The sequence below is a fragment of the Aeromonas sp. 102P genome (genome assembly GCF_051920345.1).
Lineage (GTDB): Bacteria > Pseudomonadota > Gammaproteobacteria > Enterobacterales > Aeromonadaceae > Aeromonas > Aeromonas veronii.
Genome location: NZ_JBQBCZ010000001.1, coordinates 3637398 through 3652753, shown reverse-complemented (window position 1 = coordinate 3652753; position 15356 = coordinate 3637398). Strand labels below are relative to the sequence as shown.

Here is a 15356-nt window from a genome sequence, read left to right as displayed (position 1 = left end):
ATAGGTCAGGAAAATGGCGTTTAAACACCATTAAACAGTATCGCCGCCCCCCAGCTTACCCTCCGATCTATCCCGTGATGCAGTAACCCACCATAAACCCCACCCAATTCTCAGTTCGATGACACTGGCCGCAATGAGGTTTGCTGTGACCAGCCGGAGTGAGAGTGATGCCCCTATCTGCCGCCAGTTCCGCCATTGCCGTGGCCATCTTGAATGCGAGACCAACCGCCCTGGGGTTGGCCGTGCTCGATGCAGCCCTTGGCCCGAGCGACGACGGTTGGTACCAGTTGCTGCCGGTCGGCCCGTTCAAGGCCCGCGATGGCCGCCCCTTTGATGTTCCTGGTGGTCACTGGCAGCTCGACAAGAGCATCGCCACCACCCTGATCAATCGAGCCAAAGCGCTCGGGCAAGACATTCTGATCGACTACGACCACCAGACCCTCCATATCGAAAAGACTGGCAAGGAGGCTCCGGCTGCCGGTTGGTTCAACGGTGACGAGATTGAATGGCGTGAGGGGCTGGGCCTCTTTATCAAACCGCGCTGGACGGATCGTGCCGCTGCCCTGGTGGCTGCCAAAGAGTACCGATTCCTTTCTGCCGTCTTTCCCTATGACGCCCAGGGCCGCCCGCTGGAACTGCGGATGGCCGCCATCACCAATGATCCCGGTGTGGTGGGTATGCAGGCTCTGGCGGCGCTCAGTGCGCTACCCGCTTCCCAACCTGGCCAGCTGGCCAACCCCTCCAAGGAGACATCCATGAATGAACTGCTGAAAAAGCTGTTGGCCAAGCTCGGCATCGAGCTGACCGGCGATCCCACTGATGAGCAACTGCAGAAGGCGCTCACCGAGCTCGATAGCCTGCAGGCCAGCGCCAAGAAAGCGCCGGAGCTGGAGGCGGCACTCACTGCCGAGAAGGCATCGCTGGCCGCGCTCAAAGCGCAGCCGGGTGGCCAAGTTGACCTGGCGCAATTCGTGCCGGTGGCGACCTATAACGCCCTGGTGACTCAGGTGGCGAGCTTAAGCGCCAAGGTGGAAACCACGGATGCCGCAACCCTGATCAAGGAAGCCCGTACCCAGGGCAAGGTGGTGGCCGCCGAAGAAGAGTATTTGACCGCCTATGCCGCCCAGAAGGGGGTAGCTGCCCTCAAGGCGTTGCTGGATCCCCGTCCGGCGATTGCCGCACTGTCCGCCAGCCAGACCACTCAGGTGACCCTGCCCGATCGAGCGGGGAATGCGGTGCTCTCGGCGGATGACAAGTATGCCGCCGACCAGCTCGGTATCAGCCACGAGGAGTTTGCCAAGGCCAAGCAGGCTTAAGCGCAGACCCTACCACGCCATTTATCCAGAGAAGGAACACCCGTATGGCCATGATTACACCCGCGCTGTTGCAGTCCCTCTTCACTGGCTTCAAGAAGAACTTTGAAGACGCCAAGAGTGAAGCGCCTGCCCAGTACACCAAGATCGCCACCGTGATCAAATCGACCACCAAGTCCAACACCTATGGCTGGTTGGGCAAGTTCCCCAGTCTGCGCAAGTGGGTCGGTGATCGGGTGATCGAGTCGATGAAGGCGCACGGTTACCAGATCGTCAACGAAGACTTCGAGGCCACTGTGGCTGTCGATCGCAACGATATCGCAGATGACGAGCTGGGTATCTACGCGCCGATGTTTGCCGAGATGGGCCGTTCGGCGGGCATTCACCCCGACGAGCTCTGCTTTGGTCTGCTCGGTGCTGGCTTCACCACGCCTTGCTATGACAGCCAGTATTTCTTCGACACCGATCACCCGGTCTATCCCAAGGCCGATGGTACCGGTACCCCTGTGATGACTGCCAACGTGGTGGTGGATGCCGGTTACCAGGGGGAGCCCTGGTTCCTGCTCGATACCAGCCGCGCCCTCAAGCCGGTCATCTTCCAGGATCGTAAGTCACCGGAGTTGGTCGCTATGACCAAGATCGATGACGAGGCGGTATTCACCCGCAAGGAGTTCCGCTACGGGGTCGATTGCCGTGATGCCGCAGGCTTTGGCTTCTGGCAGTTGGCCTTTGCCAACAAGCGGGCGCTGACCCCCGACAACCTGTGGGATGCCTTCTCCAAGATGCGGGAGTTTCAAGCCGATGGCGGCCGCAAGCTTGGGGTGAAGGCCACCATGTTGGTGGTCCCCCCCTCCCTTGAGAAGCTGGCGACCCAGATGCTGGAGCGAGAGCTGTCGAGCAGCAGCAGCAACGAGCTGAAAGGCAAGTTGGAGCTGGTGGTGGCTGACTACCTCTAACCCTGCGTTATGCCTGTTTAAAGCGGGGTTAAACAGCTGCCAGGCACTGTTTAACCCCCGGTTTAAACAGCCTCTCTATCAGATATGACGAGGAACACATGAGATGGAACAAGAGATGGGACTGGCTATTCGAGTGGGGATTACGTCAACAGTTCGTCAGGTCTATTTTCGCGCGGGCCTGCCGATTGTACCGGGCAAGTCTGAGATGGTTGTGTCGCCTGAGCAGTGCGCGACCCTGGAGAACGACCCGCGTCTGGTGGTCGTCCGGTTGGCTGAAGACACCAGCTTTCAGGCAGGTGATGCACCATCGGCGCCTGGGGATCTGGACGCAACACTGGGCCTCCTGACCGGTTCGGGCTATCTGGCAGGGGTTGCCACCTTGGCTGGCAAGGTTACGCCGCTGGCCGAGATGAAGGTCGATGAGCTGCGCGAGCTGGCGCTGCAGATGGGTATCCCGGACGCGGCCAAGCTCAAGAAGGCCGAACTGGTGACAGCGATCGCCGCGACCGAAGTGCAATACCCGGTCAAGGATGAGCAGTCATCTGGCCAGAACGGAGAGCAGTGATATGTATGCCAGCGTCAATGACATGGTGATCCGCTTTGGTGAGGCCGAGTTGCTGCGCCTGGCCATGACGCCGACCGGCGAGCTGGATCAGGCGGCCATCACCATCGCCCTGCAGGATGCCGGAGCCTTGATCGATGGCTATCTGGCGGGTCGCTATCCCTTGCCGCTGGCCCATATCCCGAGTGCCCTGGTACCTATCTGCGCCGATATCGCCCGTCACCGTCTCTATGGTGAACAAGCACCGGAGCAGATAGCCAAGCGCAACGAGGCTGCCCTGGCCTTTCTGAAATCGGTTGGCAAGGGGGAGCTGGCGCTGGGGTTGGCATCCGATGGCGCCACCCTGGAGAGCCAGAACCTGGCTCAACTGCAGTCGGATGGTCGGGTGTTCGGGCGGGATAAGGGGGGCTTTCTATGAGCCAACTCGCCAACCAGTCTGGTACCGAACTCGACTACCTGCAGGCGGGCGAGCGGCTGCGTGAGCTGCTGACCCCCCTGAAAACCAAGGGGCTCAAGGAGGTGTTTGTGGCCACCGATGTGGCGGCTATCGCCAATCTGGGCCAGCACAGTCCGGCGGTGCATGTGGTCTATCAGGGCGAACGTGAGAGCGAAGGCACCCAGTCAGGCCGGGCCAGCAGCTTTGATCAGCTCTGGTTGCTGGTGCTGGTACATCGCGCCAGCCCCAAGGAGGTCAGTGCCGGAGTGTGGCTTACCCGCATCCTGCAGGCCGTCAGTGGGCGAGCATGTGGTGACAGTACCTTTCGCCGCGAAACCCCACCGGTCAAACCCAGTTACAGCGGCGGTGCGGCTTATTTGCCGCTTGCCTTTACTACCCGAGTGAAATTCAAAGGAGAGCGATGATGAGCGAAACACTGCACCTGGAAGGGGATCTCTTTATCGAGACCTTTACCAACGGGGTCTCGGCCGGGGTGATTGGCCCCATCGATGTGGATAGCCTGGAAGTGAAACCCGACAGCCAGAAGATCTCCATTCCCAGTAAGCGCAAGGGGCAATACGGTCAGGCGCGGGAGAACTACCACATTCCCAAGCCTGCCATGGTCACCATCAAGACCACCGAGATCCCGCCCGTGCTGCTGGCCGCTGCCTTTATGGGTCTGGAGAGCCCCATCAATCAGGGGGCCGGGACGCTGACAGATCTGCCGGTCGTGCTCCCCGCCTGGCCGAAGTGGGCCCAGCTGGGCAAGAGCAATATTGCCTCGACTGGCCTGGCCATCAAGGAAGGGGTCACCGCGCTGGTGGTGGGTACCGATATCGAGGTCAACTATGCGCTCGGGCTGGTACGGGCGATTAAGGGGGGCTCGGTAGCGGATGGCGGTAGCCTGACGGTCAGCGGTACCTATAACGCGGTGACCGGTACCCGCATCGCGGGCAACATCCAGCCGGAGATCAAGGCGCGGCTGCTGCTCGATGGCCGCAGTATCGTCAGCGGCGAGGCCATCAAACTGACGGTGCCCCGTGCCAGCTTGTCCCCCAAGAAGGCGGTGGACTTTATGAGCGACAAGCCCATCGAGATCGAGCTGGAGGGGGAGTTGCTGGCCGTGGATGGCGAGACCGCCCCCTTCTATGTGGATCGACCGGTCACCGTTTAACCCCTGCTTGTTGTTCAACCGACGCAAAGGCCCCGATCTCTCGGGGCCTTTGCTTATGACTAATCCGCCATAAACCCGCCCCTCCCTGCCCATCCTGCACCATATGGCAATCGGCCCAGTAGCCTTATGAGCGCAGGAAATCTGATGAGCACCAACACCACCCTCAAACTTGCCCTGGAGCTGGCGGCCAAAGTCACCGGCCGGGAAGACTTGGCCGCGTTGGCGAGTGAGGTGCAGGAGCTGGGCCCTATCTCGGACGAGACGGCCGCTGAGACGACACGGCTGGCTGAAACCCTCGAATCGCTAAGCAGCCAGCAGGCGCTGATCCAGCAGTTCAATGACTCCAAAGCCGCCCTGACCCAGCTCGAACTGGCGACAGTGCTCAGCCGTGACAAGCTGGAGCAGTTGCGCCGCTCCAGCCAAGCAGGCGCCGGTGATGCCAAGGCGCTGGCCGAACAAGAGCGGTTGCTGGCTTCCGAGGTCAAGCAACTGGAGCGCCAGCTGGTCGCTCAGTCAGCCAGTCATACCCGCCTCCACGCAGGGCTCAAGCAGTCCGGGCTCGATACCAAGAACCTTGCCCAGGAACAGCAGCGTCTGCAGCGTGAGCTGACCAAGAGTGTCGCCCAGACCGAGCAACTGGGGCGCGAGCTTAGCCAGAGCAGTCAGCAGGCCGGTAGTTTTCAAGGGGCCATCGGCAGTCTGACCGGGCGTCTGGTGGCGCTGGCAGGTACCTGGTTCGGTATCCAGACCCTTACCAGCCAACTGATGGCCATGTTCAAGAGCGGCGATCAGGCCGAGCGCCTCGATGTGCAGCTTAAGGCGGTGATGGGGTCGATTGCCGGTGGCAAAGAGGCGTCAGCCTGGATCAAGGACTTTGCCAAGAACACCCCCCTGCAGCTCGATCAGGTCACTCAGGTCTTCGTGCGGCTCAAGGCGTTCGGTATCGACCCAATGAATGGTTCGATGCAGGGCATTGTCGATCAAGCGTTCAAGCTGGGCGGCGGTTTTGAAGAGGTGCAGGGCATCTCCCTGGCCCTTGGCCAAGCCTGGGCCAAGCAGAAGCTGCAGGGTGAGGAGATCCTGCAACTGATGGAACGAGGTGTTCCTGTTTGGGACATGTTGGAGAAGGTCACCGGCCGCAATACTGCCGAGCTGCAGAAGCTCTCTGAGGCGGGCAAGCTGGGCCGTGAGACCATCTCTGCCCTGATGAACGAGATTGCCACCCAATCGCGCGGTGCGGCTGCCGACAACATGAGCCTGCTCTCCGGGCTTATCTCCAATGCCCAGGACAACCTGGAAACGTTCTACCGAATGGTGGCCGAGAGCGGGGCGCTGGCCTGGCTCAAAAATCAGCTTGCCAACTTAAACGCCGAATTCGCTCGGATGGCCAATGATGGCCGCCTGCAGGAGTGGGCGCAGCGCCTCTCCGATGGCTTTATTGCCATAGGGGAAACCCTCAAGTCACTGATCCAGACCCTCTATGAGTGGCGCACAGCGCTGACCGTACTGGCCCAGGCTTGGGTCGGCCTGAAAATAGCGGGCTGGATTGGTGATCTGCGCGGCCTCTACGCCCAGTTTATTGCCATGCCTGTGGCGACAGCGACAGCAGCAGGCGGTATGACGACAGCGGGCACAGCAGCAGCCGGTGCTGCGATAGGGGTCAGGGCACTGGGCGCAGCCGTCAAGGGGCTGCTGGCCGCCGTCACGGTTGAATCGATATTCCAGATCATCCGTCTGGCCACCGCCCTCAAGGAGTGGATGCAGGCCGAACTGGCACTTAGAGAGTCTCAGGCCCTGCGGGCGCAGACCCAAGCCCAGCTCAATGGCCAATTGGCCGCCCTCTCTGCACAACTGGGGATTGCCATTACCAGTGTGGAAGACATGGATAAGGCGATCGCAGATGGCAAGGTGCATTACGACGAAGCAACCGGGAGCTACCAGCTCGGCGCAGCGGCTATCAAGGATATGGGTGAGCAGGCCAAGCAGACCCGTGACTATATGGATGAGCTTAATGTTGCCGCTCAGAAGACAGCTCAAGATGGTCCAGCCAAGTTGGCAGAGGCGATGAAGACGCTGGGCCTCGATTTGGAGCAGGCCAATGGCCGTATCGGAGCGGGTTTTCAAAAGACCGTTGATGCGCTGGATGTGCTTGTGCAGTACACCGGTGCTAGCTCACAAGCCTGTGCGGATGCTTTGGAGGTAGGTTTCAATCAGGCCAAAAACCGTGCCGAGATTGATGCAGTAACCCGCAAAATGGAAGAGATGCAGGCGCAAGGCAAACTCACTGGGGACAGCCTCACCCGCTCCCTTGGTGCCATGGCTGGCGCGTTAAACAAACTAAGTGGCAGCAGCGGTGAAACCAAGAAATCAGTTGCCGCCATTGGTGATGGCTTTACCAAAGCGGCCAAAGACGCATCGAGTGCAACGGCCACCATGAAGGCAGGGTTGGCTGATGTGAAAGCTCAGGCTGATGCCACTGGCGCCGCTGTCGCCAGTGCCGGTGGTAGCTCTTCGGCGCTTTCAGGGACTGGCCGTGGCGAGGTGACTCGCACTGTAGGGGCCGGTTCCTTCTACTACAAGAGCGTGGATATCAACAGCCTGCGCGGCAATGCCGAGGGGCTGGCCAATACCCTGGCCGGGGTAGAGGAGGAGTTGTCTGCCTATCGCCATAAGTTTACCAGCATCCCTGCTTACAACGAGTGGAGCAAATTTTATGGCGAGAAGTTCTTGAAGGAGATGGAGGCCATGCGTGCTCGCCTTAAGAAGGAGCTCGACAAGGCCCAAGCCAAGGAGCTGGAGAAGTCAGTAACACCGGCCGCACCAGTTCCCGTGTCCACTCTCCCCCAGGTTCAGACCCCCAGCGCCCCGGTGACCAGGCAACTGCAGCCGATCGTGATCCAGTTGGGTGAGCGTTCTGCCCGGATTGATGTGGCCCAGGAACAGGTAACGGGCCTGCTGGATGTGTTGAGGCGTTACCAGGAGGGGCAGACATGAACACGATCAACGGGGTCATCCTGGATGACGAGCTGGAGTGGACTGATGAATGGGATTGGACGCCCATGCGCCAATCCGTGGAATACGCAGTGACGGGCGATTTCATTGCTCAGCAAGGGGTAAAGAAGGGGGGCCGTCCGATGACGCTGACAGGGCGAGCTAAACGGTCTGAGCTCGATGCTCTCTATCTCTTGCTGCGCACTCCCGAGGTGATGACGCTCATCCTGTTCGGGCAACAACACCGGGTGCTCTGGCGGCATGAAGAGGTACCCATCCAGGCGCTGCCTGATATGAACGTCTCGAACTCGGCCGATTTTCCCGAGCTGGGATACACCATCACTTTGCGTTTAACAGAGGTTTAAACAATGCCCATCACAGCAAAAGACATTGTCATCTATGAGTCTGCTCGGCTGACTGATGAAGACAACGGCGGCGGCCTGCCGACTGGCAAGATGGTGGTCGATGGGCAGGTGAACAACCTTTTCCCGGATACCTCCCGCCTTGACCGTACCCAAGGCCGGGTCAATATCCGCAAGGTGTTTTGCGGGGTGGCGGTGGATACCCAGGAGGTATACCAGGGCTCTCACTTCATGGTGAGCAAGGATGCCGCCGACAGCCACGTCAACATGATCGCTTTCCCTGGAACGGCTACCGACCAACGCCGTGAAGTGAAGAACGCCATCGAGAGCTACCTGGTGCCGGGTTATAGCGCCCGGATGTACCTGCTCGGCGACCAGTACAAGGGGCAGCGGATGATCCTGACTTTTCAGGAGCTGTCATCCCCAGAGCCGGAGCCGGGTACCACTATTCTGTTGCGCTCTGACACCTTCGAGCAGTACGTGAAGATCGCCGAGTATGAGTCTCATGAGCAGACCTTTACCTATGAGCGCAACGGATCGTTCCAAACCCTCCAGCGTCGGGTCTGCACCCTGAAACTCTCCTCTCACCTGCAGGCGACCTTTGTTGGTGGTACACCCAGCCCGGCAGGGGTGGATGTGGCGGCCAACAAGACCGCCGCCGATGTGCTTACCACCACCGTGGCCGATGCGGCCCGCTACTATGGGGTGGCAGCGCTGGCTCGCCGAGCCATGCCGGGGGATCTGCAGGTGCGGGTCAACTCGGTCTACAAGCCGATTGTGCCGAGCGCCTACAGCGAGAACCTGCTCACTGACCGGGCAGCGGCGGCCGATCTGGCGATCATGCAGCCTGCTGGCCCTGCCATCAGTCGCCCGCTGCAGTTCGCTCTGGTCGCTGGCAGCCAGTCCCGCAGCTATCTGGAGCGGGTACCGCAGCGCGGCTCGCTGCTGCTCAGTCTGGATGGAGGCACCTTCAAGTGCGATGGCACCGGAGCCCTGCGCCATCAATCAGGAAACAACAATTTCAGCCGAGTCGAGGTCAACTTCGAGACCGGCCAGATCGATGCTTGGCGCAATGCGGGCAATTTCACCGGGTCTGCCAATGCCACCTACACCCCGGCAGTGCGGATCCTGGGGAACCTCATCAGCGTCAGCAAAGCGGTGACGGCGGCCACTCGCACATTTAACTGGACGTTCGACTTCTCTGCCGCCGTGCCTATGCCGGGGTCGCTGCGGGTGGCCTATCGTGCGCTTGGCAAGTGGCAGCAGCTCGATGACAGCGGCAGTGGTCAACTGGTGGGACAGGGGTCTGGCACCATAAACTTCGTGACCGGTTCGCTGGCGATCACTACCGCCGCGCTGCCCGATGCAGACAGTGAGATCATCGTCCAGTTCCAACCCTCTCAGGCGCTGGAGGTCGAGCTGCTGCTCGGCACCAAGGCGGTCGGCAAGAATCAGCGGCTGGAGTTGCCTGATGGCATTCTGCCCGGTTCGCTGCGGATCACCTGGGTCAATGGTGGCACTAACTATGCCCTCAACAGCGACAGCCAGGGGATGTTGACCGGTAGCGGCAGCGGCGTGGTGAGCGATGTCGATGGCCTGATTGAGTTTACCCCCAGCGTGATGCCAGGGGATGGCCTCTATCAGATGAGCTACACCAAAGACATTCGCCTGATGGGGGAGGCGGTGATCCCCGGTGCGGGTAACCAGAGCGCCAACGGGTCGGTGGGCAAGGCGTTCAAGCCGCGCTCGTTCCTGCTGCGCTATGCGGTGCGCCGGTTCAACTACGCTGGTCGCTTCCATGCCCAAGGGGATGGTAACTACACCACCCACAACATCGCTATCCGTGATGATGGGGCGGGTAACCTCAAGCGGGGTGGCGAGAATGTGGGGGTGATCGACTATCAGACCGGGGTATTTTCGTTTACCTGGTCACAAGGGTACAGCTACCGATATTACGTAACCAATCTTGGCTATCAGACTGTTAATTTGTTTGAAGAGATGGTGGGCCCCGGTAGCTGGCAGGCGCTGGAGACCGGCCCAGGTAGCACCCCCATCAGCAAACAGGTTAACGCCCCTGAGCTCGACTTCTCACTCGGCAAGCCCAACATCCTGACCGGTTCGCTCTGGTTTATCGATGGCGGCAACCACTACATCGAGCGGGACGGCATCCTCTGGAAAAACCCCGACTCTCGCACTGGTGCGGGTAGCCGGGTTGGTCGGGTGGATCTTGGCGCTGGTCGGGTGATCATCTCTGATATGAACGATTTCACCGGCAATATCAACCTGCTGGCTTGTGCCCGCGTTATCACGGCGGGCTTTGCCGCCGAGCTGACCTTCCGTACCCCAGGCAGCCCGCTCAAGCAGGCCAACTTCCAGCTTGCGGCAGTGGCCTATGACGGCACCCTGATCAATGCCAGTGCCAACGCCCAGGGGGAGCTGGTCGGCAATGGGGTGACCGGTTCGGTCAATACCAACACCGGGGTGGTGAAGGCCACCTTCAATCAGCCTGTCATGGCGAGCTCAGCCCGCTACAACACTGTGCTGTTGACCGCGCTGCCGCTCGATGCCACCCGCATCGGGCTGGATCCAGTACGTCTACCGGCCGATGGCAAAGTGCCCATCTATCAGGATGGTGACGTGCTGGTGCTGTCGCACACCGCCTCACAAGCGGTGGGATCACCTTCCGGTGGTGCTGTGCTGGATGCAGGCCGTGATTATGTGGCCGATCTCTATCTGGTCGGGGCCAATGGCAAACGCCTTGCCCCGTCCCAGTACACCGAAGATCGGGATGGCGGCACCCTGACCCTTAAATCCGGTTACAGCCTGGTGGATGAGGCGGGGACGCCTGTCTCCACGCCGCTCACCTTCGTCAATCGCATCGAGCATATGAGCCTGGTGCAGGACGTGCAGATAAGTGGCGATCTGACCCTGGCTATCCCGTTGGTGCATGAGTACCCGGCAGGGGAAACCATGGTCAGCTCCTGCTTGCAATTTGGTGACCGGTTTGCCAGCTGGGGCAGCAACTTTGTCCAACAGAGCTGGAACAGTGCAAGCCCGAACTGGCAGGACGAGCCATCCGGTGGCGCCATCAGCGCCAACTACAACTGGGCGGATCATCCGGTGCAGGTCACCAACCGCGGGGCGGTAGACGAGAAGTGGGCGCTGGTCTTCACCAGCACCACCACCTACAACCTGCTGTCGCAGACGCGGGGGCTGATTGCCTCCGGCAACCTGACCACCGACTTGGCGCCGCTCAACCCCAACACCGGCACCCCCTATTTCGTGCTGGAGGCGGCGGGCTTCTCCAGCGGTTGGGCCACCGGCAACGTGGTGCGCTTCAATACCAGCTCGGCCCTGGCCCCGGTCTGGTTGCTGCGCTGCGTCAGTGTGGGCCGTGCGACCCACCCGGATGATCGCTTTGAGGTCACCCAGCGCGGTGACGCCGATTAAGCGGCGATCTTGGGGTAATGAGAGATAACGAGGAGCCGCACCGTGCAGCGACTATCAGGCAGTGTCAATGATCAGGGGATTGCAGTGGTCGATGCCGTGGTGCTGGCCATACCGCGCTTTGCCGGGGTGATCCCCGGCTCCTCGCCACCCAAGGTGGGGCGCTGGGTGATTGGCCACACCCGCACCGATGTGGCAGGGGCGTGGCAGCTCGATTGCGACTATTCAGGCCCGGTCATCGTGATGTGCTGGGATACCACAGGACGACAATTGGCCCCCATGGTGCTGGGGCCGGTGGAGGTTTAGATGGCGGTTAGTGACTATTTAAAGGGTACAGGGTCACAGGTTGACCCTTATTTAATTCACACCAAAGCAGCGTTTATCCAGTGGTTTACTGTTGAGGGTCGCAAGCCATTATATGCAGAAATCGTTGCCAACATCGACTTGGGAAATCAGGTTCTAACTGCGGGTAGCCAGTATGGGCATTTAAACGGCAACGGGCACACCCTGAAAGGTTTTTATGTTAATACGTTTTTTTATATCTACGGCTCAATTAAGAACTTGGCCTTTGAAGGGGTGTCATCCAACCACCCCGTATTTATTTATGCGCCCGCCCCGAGTATTTTAGAGGATGTCGAGTTTAAAGGCCCCACTAATAGCGAGGTAAGGATTTATGCGGGGAGCTCAGCGGTAACAAGAGTGGTGGCCTCGGCACGCACGTTGCATTATGGCTTATCTGCCGCGGTTGTCACTAGATACTATGTACTCCCCGGTTCGGGCGATATTCATTCCTCCTTGACTGGTGCGACTGACCTGCGTACTCACCCCACCCCCTATGCCAAGGAGAACTACCCTGCGCTCTTGGCGCTGCCTGACCTTTGGGAGGTCGATGGCATTAGCCCGCCGCGACTGAAGGTGCAGGATGTGAGTCATCTGACCGGCACCTACATTGTGCGAGGTAAGGTGACGGTAGGCGGCACGGCAAAGTCTCGCAAAGTGCTGGCGCTGCACCCGACCGATTTTTACCGCATCAATGAGACAATGGCGAGCGAGGATGGATCTTTTACCCTGCCATGCGGCTTTTATCGTGACGGGGTGATGGTCGCCACCTTCGACCAATACGGCGAGCCCTATCAAGCCGCCAAGGCGTATAAGGTAGGCGACATTATCCATCCTGACAACATCAACGGCTATCGCTATGTTTGCAGTGTAGCGGGCACCAGTGCGGGTGGAGCACCAGCTAACTGGCCGAGCAGTGGTCCGCTTGTATTGGGCGCTGCCACTTTTCTGCCCGAGCCCATGTTTGAGCCGAGGCTGCACGGGCCGATAAAACCCGTGATGGTGCAGCTGTGACGGGGGCGGCCAGATGAACACACCCTATCTGCTGACCCTTGACCCGCTCGCCATCGTTCTGCCCGCGCCCAAGGACTACACCCCGCCAACCCATCCCAATGTGATACTTGAGGTTGATGACTGGTTTGGCCTGGCCAAGGTGCATATATATCAGGTGGCAGGTGTGGTCACGGTGCGCGATATTGGCCGCGCCCGTGAAGTGTTGGTGCTGAGCGCCGAACCCATCGATGGCCAGTATCGGGTGCTGGCCGAGGTCACCAGCGGTGGGGATGGTGCCTTTACCGCCCAATGGCAGACCTATAGCGGCAAGGTGCTGGTGGTGGGGATATCTCTGTTCGGTGAGCCCTTCCAGCCGCAGCGCATTTATCAGGTGGGGGAGGTGCTCAGCCCCTCCGAGTGGACGGGCTTTGTCTATGTCTGCGAGCAGCCCGGCACGGTAGGAGCCCAGGAGCCGGTCTGGCCGCAAGCGGAAGATGCGGCGGTGCAGGTTGGTACCGCAGTATTCCGCACCCGGCAATATCTGCCCATCGTGGCCCATGGCCCGCTGCAACCCGCCATTGAGGTGAGCTGATGTATCTGCCGCCCCCCGCGACATCCATCCCGCTGGCATTCAAGGCGCCGCGCCGCCCAGTGGTCCTGCCCGCCGTTGACGCCATTCACTTCTATCTGGGCGGTACCCTGCGCCCGCCATTGGCCCCGGCGATCCAGTCCAGGGTCGCCAGCTATTGGCAGGGTCTGGCACGGGTGATGGATAACGAGTTGGTGCTGGATACTGGCATCCTGCGCGAGAGCGATCTATGTGAGGCACTGCAGTTCGGTGGTGCCGTGGCGCGGGATCATCAGTTGCAGGCGCCGCTGACGCAGGCCACTCCACTCGATCTGGCCCAAGCTGGCGGCTGGATGCAGGCAGCCAATCTTGACTTACGTCAGTGGCAGGGGTTGGCGATGAGCACGGCCCGCGATCAGCGCCCGGTTGTCGGCAGTTGGCAGCAGGCGGCCACGCCGCTGGATCTGGCCAGCAGCACCCCATGGCAGCAGCCGCCAGCGCGAGATCAGACCCACCAGACCCGCTGGCATATCACCGATCTCAGTCATCGCCCCTGGGAGCTGCGCTGGGATGGTCAGCCCCCGCTGTTGACCAGGCTACCCACCCGCGCTCACCTGGATTTTGCCCTGACCGCCGCCACTGGCGAGTGGCAGGCGATGAGCCTGGTGCTGTCGCTGGCATCGCCCCAACCGAGCCGCCCCGTTGCCCCCCGTGATACCGGCCATGGCCTGCCTGCGGGTTATGCCCGCGTGGCAGACCAGCGCGATACCCTGCCCTGGGGTGTGGGCGCCAAGCCGCTCGACCCTGATTGGGGTCTTGATCACGGCGATAACTCGGGCGGTGAGATTGGCGATCGCGATCCCCCCATCAACCCCAAACCGGCGCCCTACATCATCATGAACGAGATCAGTTGCGTTGCCGTTAATGGCAGCGAGCGCGTACCGCTCGCCCTGTTCAACCCGAGCCTGAAACTGGATATCGACAGCTTTGTGTGGGAGCTGACCGGCGAACTGCGGGGCAAGACCAATCTGCCCTATGTGAAGCCAACCGCCACTGGCCCGCGTCATATCGAACTGACCATCAACGGCTGGACGTGGCTGTTTGCGGTGCAAGGCTACCGGGTCAACCGCGCCCTGGGCAGTGAGGTCTATCCCTTCACGGCCCGTTCGCGCACCCAGTTCCTCGATAGCCCGTGGGCCTCACTGGTCGATGTGGCCGTGCCCAATGAGCTGACCGCCTGGCAGCTGGCCGCCGAGCTGCTGACCCCGCTGGGCTTTGCCATCGAGCGGCCCGCCCATGGCGAGTGGGTGCAGACCCCGGATTGGCCGCTGGCGCCGGGCTCCATCAGCGAACGGATGGCCCCCAAGGAGCTGCTGGCTCGCTTGGCCAAGGCGGCTGGGGCGGTGTTGGTGCCCCATATGAGTGAGGACAAGGTGACGGTGCAGCCAAGGTATCTGGTAAGCCCGTGGCACTGGGCCACAGCGCCGGATTCGGCCTTTAGCCATCTGATCCCCGAGGAGATGATCCCGGAAGAATCGAGCGAATCGGCATCCAGCCCCCGCCTTGAGCGGGTATTGATTGCCGGTACCACTCACGGGGTGGTCACCGAAGTGGTGCGCACCGGCACGGCAGGCAGCGAGAGCGGCGAGGATATCAGCGATGTGCTGGCCCAGACTCACCCGGTCAATGCCGAGCGGGGCCGTAACCTGATTGCCGACTCGGGCGAGCAGGAGCTGAAAACCCTGCGCTTGCCGCTGATGCGTCCGGGCCAGGCGCCCGGCTTGGTGGTGCCTGGTCAGCTGGTGAAGGTGCTGCGGGCCGATGGCAGCCATACCAGGGCGCTGTGCATCAGCAATGCGCTGGCGCCCTCTGGCATCAGCTCGGTGTGGCAGAACGTCACCCTGGAAGTACACTTGGACATGGAGGCGTAGATGGCGAGCAACAACCCATGGAAGAAGTTTGAGGCCATGCTGCCGAGCACGGTGCGGGTAAGGGGAAAGGTGATCCTGGTGGATACCTTGCGTGGTACCAGCCTCATCGAGCAAGTCGGCGGCTCTCGCCTGCGGGTGTTCGGTACCGGCGCCGCTGTTGGCCGTTGGGTGCTGGCTGAGAATGGTGCAATTGTGACCCAGCTCCCCGATCTGCCCTTTGCCAGAGTGGAGGTGTAGAGGTGCAATTGGTACCATTTGTCTGTTGATTCAATCCATCGGAGGAC

General features: G+C 60.8%; 14 protein-coding genes. All 14 read left to right on the top strand.

The features are described from left to right. Window positions 1–167: 167 nt before the first annotated feature. The 14 genes from ACTG1K_RS16995 (at window position 168) to ACTG1K_RS16930 (ending at window position 15309) form a co-directional block, all read left to right on the top strand. Window positions 168–1316, top strand: a complete 1149-nt coding sequence (locus ACTG1K_RS16995) for a phage protease (protein ID WP_440006112.1) — start codon at window positions 168–170, stop codon at window positions 1314–1316. Between the two features lie 44 nt (window positions 1317–1360). Next, on the top strand, window positions 1361–2269 hold the full coding sequence (locus ACTG1K_RS16990; protein WP_440006110.1) for a Mu-like prophage major head subunit gpT family protein: 909 nt from the start codon (window positions 1361–1363) through the stop codon (window positions 2267–2269). A gap of 103 nt (window positions 2270–2372) precedes the next feature. After that, window positions 2373–2834, top strand: a complete 462-nt coding sequence (locus ACTG1K_RS16985) for a Rho termination factor N-terminal domain-containing protein (protein WP_440006108.1) — start codon at window positions 2373–2375, stop codon at window positions 2832–2834. Then, window positions 2800–3249, top strand: a complete 450-nt coding sequence (locus ACTG1K_RS16980) for a gp436 family protein (protein ID WP_232100198.1) — start codon at window positions 2800–2802, stop codon at window positions 3247–3249. Before ACTG1K_RS16985 ends, ACTG1K_RS16980 begins: the two co-directional genes overlap by 35 nt. After that, window positions 3246–3692 carry a phage tail terminator protein gene (locus tag ACTG1K_RS16975; protein ID WP_440006106.1) on the top strand — a complete coding sequence of 149 codons (447 nt, stop codon included), beginning with the start codon at window positions 3246–3248 and terminating at the stop codon, window positions 3690–3692. Before ACTG1K_RS16980 ends, ACTG1K_RS16975 begins: the two co-directional genes overlap by 4 nt. Next, window positions 3692–4441: a hypothetical protein gene (locus tag ACTG1K_RS16970; protein ID WP_127007631.1), complete on the top strand. Its 750-nt coding sequence runs from the start codon at window positions 3692–3694 to the stop codon at window positions 4439–4441. The genes ACTG1K_RS16975 and ACTG1K_RS16970 overlap by 1 nt, the downstream gene beginning before the upstream one ends. Window positions 4442–4585: 144 nt before the next feature. Continuing rightward, window positions 4586–7435: a tape measure protein gene (locus ACTG1K_RS16965; protein ID WP_440006105.1), complete on the top strand. Its 2850-nt coding sequence runs from the start codon at window positions 4586–4588 to the stop codon at window positions 7433–7435. Next, window positions 7432–7797, top strand: a complete 366-nt coding sequence (locus ACTG1K_RS16960) for a hypothetical protein (RefSeq protein ID WP_257691488.1) — start codon at window positions 7432–7434, stop codon at window positions 7795–7797. The genes ACTG1K_RS16965 and ACTG1K_RS16960 overlap by 4 nt, the downstream gene beginning before the upstream one ends. A gap of 3 nt (window positions 7798–7800) precedes the next feature. Continuing rightward, window positions 7801–11244: a hypothetical protein gene (locus ACTG1K_RS16955; RefSeq protein ID WP_440006103.1), complete on the top strand. Its 3444-nt coding sequence runs from the start codon at window positions 7801–7803 to the stop codon at window positions 11242–11244. Between the two features lie 42 nt (window positions 11245–11286). Then, window positions 11287–11547: a hypothetical protein gene (locus tag ACTG1K_RS16950; RefSeq protein WP_440006101.1), complete on the top strand. Its 261-nt coding sequence runs from the start codon at window positions 11287–11289 to the stop codon at window positions 11545–11547. Beyond that, window positions 11548–12594, top strand: coding sequence for a hypothetical protein (locus ACTG1K_RS16945; RefSeq protein WP_440006099.1), 1047 nt, complete (start codon window positions 11548–11550; stop codon window positions 12592–12594). A 13-nt stretch (window positions 12595–12607) separates the two neighbouring features. Continuing rightward, window positions 12608–13165: a hypothetical protein gene (locus ACTG1K_RS16940; protein WP_440006097.1), complete on the top strand. Its 558-nt coding sequence runs from the start codon at window positions 12608–12610 to the stop codon at window positions 13163–13165. Then, window positions 13165–15072, top strand: coding sequence for a hypothetical protein (locus ACTG1K_RS16935; RefSeq protein ID WP_440006095.1), 1908 nt, complete (start codon window positions 13165–13167; stop codon window positions 15070–15072). The genes ACTG1K_RS16940 and ACTG1K_RS16935 overlap by 1 nt, the downstream gene beginning before the upstream one ends. Then, window positions 15073–15309 (top strand): hypothetical protein, encoded by a 237-nt coding sequence (locus ACTG1K_RS16930; RefSeq protein WP_005346850.1) that lies wholly within the window; start codon window positions 15073–15075, stop codon window positions 15307–15309. Window positions 15310–15356: the final 47 nt, after the last annotated feature.

What these genes read in the sequence shown, in the direction of transcription:
- ACTG1K_RS16995 (WP_440006112.1), top strand. Translation starts at nt 168, where the DNA reads ATGCCCCTATCTGCCGCCAGTTCCGCCATTGCCGTGGCCATCTTGAAT.
- ACTG1K_RS16990 (WP_440006110.1), top strand. Translation starts at nt 1,361, where the DNA reads ATGGCCATGATTACACCCGCGCTGTTGCAGTCCCTCTTCACTGGCTTC.
- ACTG1K_RS16985 (WP_440006108.1), top strand. Translation starts at nt 2,373, where the DNA reads ATGGAACAAGAGATGGGACTGGCTATTCGAGTGGGGATTACGTCAACA.
- ACTG1K_RS16980 (WP_232100198.1), top strand. Translation starts at nt 2,800, where the DNA reads ATGAGCAGTCATCTGGCCAGAACGGAGAGCAGTGATATGTATGCCAGC.
- ACTG1K_RS16975 (WP_440006106.1), top strand. Translation starts at nt 3,246, where the DNA reads ATGAGCCAACTCGCCAACCAGTCTGGTACCGAACTCGACTACCTGCAG.
- ACTG1K_RS16970 (WP_127007631.1), top strand. Translation starts at nt 3,692, where the DNA reads ATGAGCGAAACACTGCACCTGGAAGGGGATCTCTTTATCGAGACCTTT.
- ACTG1K_RS16965 (WP_440006105.1), top strand. Translation starts at nt 4,586, where the DNA reads ATGAGCACCAACACCACCCTCAAACTTGCCCTGGAGCTGGCGGCCAAA.
- ACTG1K_RS16960 (WP_257691488.1), top strand. Translation starts at nt 7,432, where the DNA reads ATGAACACGATCAACGGGGTCATCCTGGATGACGAGCTGGAGTGGACT.
- ACTG1K_RS16955 (WP_440006103.1), top strand. Translation starts at nt 7,801, where the DNA reads ATGCCCATCACAGCAAAAGACATTGTCATCTATGAGTCTGCTCGGCTG.
- ACTG1K_RS16945 (WP_440006099.1), top strand. Translation starts at nt 11,548, where the DNA reads ATGGCGGTTAGTGACTATTTAAAGGGTACAGGGTCACAGGTTGACCCT.
- ACTG1K_RS16940 (WP_440006097.1), top strand. Translation starts at nt 12,608, where the DNA reads ATGAACACACCCTATCTGCTGACCCTTGACCCGCTCGCCATCGTTCTG.
- ACTG1K_RS16935 (WP_440006095.1), top strand. Translation starts at nt 13,165, where the DNA reads ATGTATCTGCCGCCCCCCGCGACATCCATCCCGCTGGCATTCAAGGCG.
- ACTG1K_RS16930 (WP_005346850.1), top strand. Translation starts at nt 15,073, where the DNA reads ATGGCGAGCAACAACCCATGGAAGAAGTTTGAGGCCATGCTGCCGAGC.